Below are 2,646 nucleotides of genomic sequence, written 5' to 3'. Positions count from 1 at the left end.
GCTCCAAATGCTTCTCCTGACGATACAATGGCATACCTTCCACATATTTTTGCGTCATCGTATAAGCCATTGCGGATGGAGAGGCCAGGCTTCCCGGAAAAACAGGGGCGGGCATTGTTGCTGTTACGATAGGTGTTTCTATTTCATGACGTTCACAATGACGACAACTGTACACGTAGCGAACATGCTCCTTCACTTTGACTTGCGCTGGTATAACTTCTATTTCTTTACGCACCTCTGTGCTCATTTCATGAAGGGCGCCACCGCAACACGAACAGACCTGTTCCTCGTCAGATAAACGATATTCGATCGTATCTGTAGGTAGGTTTTCAAGCATAAGTTTACGCTGACCACGTTGTTTTTTACGTTGATAGGTAATCGTATCAACAGTTGGTTCTTCGATTGTTGAATCGGCTGTGTCCTCAGCTTCATTAAAAAGGGAAAGTTGGTCTGGATTGGTTTTCTCGCTGGAAGAACCGAATCGTTGTTGCTGGCTTAGGCGAAATTGCTCCTCATACCATTTTAATTTAGCCTCCAACGCTTCCTTTTCCAATTGTAGCTTTTCAGTACGTTCCTTATAATATTCAATTGCCTTTGATGATTGCGCCGTGTTTTCCATACCTTCATTATAAGGGAAGGAATCCGACTTGCCTAGTCGAATTCCCATTTTCCCCATATTTCATTTATTATAGGATAGTACGCGCTTTAACTTCATGGTGTGCCTGCTTTTGTTCGAGTGGTAATCCGTCTAACAACCAGCGTAATTGCCGTGGACTAATGCGCACGGCACCGGATTCTTTTTCGGATAGCCATCGGAATGTTCCGCGTTCCAACCGACGGTAATGCAACCAAAATCCATTATGTTCCCATTGAAGAATTTTGAGCTTATCGCGTTTTCGATTACAGAAAACAAAGACGCTTGGTGAAAAAGGGTCGAGATCAAAGCATTCCTTTACAATAACGGCTAAACCATCTATAGACTTTCGGAGATCCGTACTTCCGCGGGCTAAGTAAACCCGTTCAATTGGAGCATTCGTTAACATTGATTCTGCAACACATGGACAATATCAGATAATAAGGCCATATTAGCTCCTTGACGTACTTCAACTGAAATGGCTCCGAAATGAATGAATACAGGTTCTCGGCCAGTAGTGACATTGATCGGCTCTTCATCAACTTTGACTGTCAGCCATTGGGTTTCAGATAATTCCTGTTCGGGTGCTTCATAATCGAATTTCTGTATCCAATAATACATTTGATGATCTTTAACACCTTGTTTACGACACCACTCGGCCACACTTAACCCACTTGCTTTCCAGGCATCAAACCGCATTTTCCATTCTATTCTTTTGTCTGCTTGGGTCATTGCAAAACCTCCCGAATTAATTTCTAAGGAGATTATCGCATGATAAGCTCATGAATCATAGGTGGGTAGTACTTGACGCTTACGATACCAGTCTAGAATATCTGATTAATGATATTCTAGACCCTGAAGGATTAGAACATATACTATATAGCGATATACCCTTTTAATATTTACATATCATTTTAGAGCCAACTTAAAAACTGCCCTTTGCACCAGCCTAGCGTGAGTTTCCTACACCTTTCTCCAGAATGTTGTTATGGCAGGCTTCACAGAAATTTTAGTGTATAAACTAAATTAAAATGGATGTAAACTTATGATTTGACAACGTTTTAATAATAATGTATAAACTAAATATGGCTACTATTAGAAAGCAAAAAGTTGGCAAGTACACATACTGGCAAATCGTTGAATCGCGGCGGGTCAACGGCAAACCCCGTCCTTTCGTTATCATGCATTTGGGGACAGTTGAGCAATTAATGTATAAACTAAGAAATGGTCCTTTGATTAAAAAGGTTCGATCCCATTCTCATGGAGCTGTTCGCCTGTTGTGGCAAAAGGCCGAAGAGCTGAACGTCCTCGATATTTTTGAAAAGCACTTTTCTGATCAGAGACGGGATGGTCAGACAGTTGGAAAGTCGTTATTATTGGCCGCCATATATCGAGCGTTGTATCCCGGAAGCAAGAGGGGCTTTGCCGATTGGGCCAAACAAACGACATTACCTGGTTTAGCCGGATTTAAACCAGACAAATTGGACAGTCGGCATTTCTGGAATCAGATGGATACGATCTCCGATGAGCAATTGGACAAAGCAGGAAAAGCGCTCACGCAGCATATGGCGGAACAAGGATTATTGTCGTCGCGTTTATTGTTTTATGATTTAACTAATTTCGCGACCCACATTGCCTCCACCAACGAAAAATCGGACTTGACCAAAAGAGGCCGCAACAAACAGAAGCGGAATGATTTAAGGCAATTCGGATTGGCACAGGTGGTCACCAAGGAATTCCTCGTTCCCGTGCTCTCGGACATCTATGAGGGAAACCAAGTAGACAGTACGCGGTTTGTACCGTTTTTAAATCAACTGCGGGACAAATTGACCGAATTACAGTTGGCGGTTGAGGAGTTTACAGTCGTCTTTGATAAAGGAAGCAAGTAAGCGTAAAATAATCCCCACCTATTTTCAGATGGGGATTTCATGTATGCTTTATTTAGATTTATTTGGGACACGACATTCTTCTGGGAGTGTCTGGGACCAAGGTAGAAGTTGATCTAATTTATT

The 2,646-nt window shown here is 42.2% G+C and carries 3 protein-coding genes and 1 pseudogene; 1 reads left to right on the top strand and 3 read right to left on the bottom strand.

Features of this window, described 5'->3' with window-relative positions; genetic code table 11:
- The 3 genes from CZ382_RS00085 to tnpA all read right to left on the bottom strand — a co-directional run.
- A partial coding sequence (locus CZ382_RS00085; RefSeq protein WP_200809502.1) for an IS66 family transposase zinc-finger binding domain-containing protein occupies positions 1-619 on the bottom strand: 619 nt, incomplete at its 3' end.
- 67 nt (positions 620-686) lie between these two features.
- Positions 687-1,043 carry an IS66 family insertion sequence element accessory protein TnpB gene (tnpB, locus tag CZ382_RS00080; protein WP_088049257.1) on the bottom strand — a complete coding sequence of 119 codons (357 nt, stop codon included), beginning with the start codon at positions 1,041-1,043 and terminating at the stop codon, positions 687-689.
- Entirely contained in the window at positions 1,037-1,366 is a 330-nt protein-coding gene (gene tnpA, locus CZ382_RS00075; protein WP_088049256.1) for an IS66 family insertion sequence element accessory protein TnpA, read from the bottom strand. The genes tnpB and tnpA overlap by 7 nt, the downstream gene beginning before the upstream one ends.
- Positions 1,367-1,719: 353 nt before the next feature.
- On the opposite strand from tnpA, the pseudogene CZ382_RS00070 reads away from it, so the two are divergent.
- Positions 1,720-2,517: pseudogene (locus tag CZ382_RS00070) on the top strand (IS1634 family transposase); the annotation flags it as partial.
- Positions 2,518-2,646: the final 129 nt, after the last annotated feature.

Source organism: Virgibacillus dakarensis (genome assembly GCF_900155625.1).
In the GTDB taxonomy this organism is placed as follows: Bacteria; Bacillota; Bacilli; order Bacillales; family Amphibacillaceae; genus Lentibacillus_C; species Lentibacillus_C populi.
The sequence above is the reverse complement of the archived record's forward strand: the minus strand, read 5'-3'. Positions and strand labels throughout refer to the sequence as shown.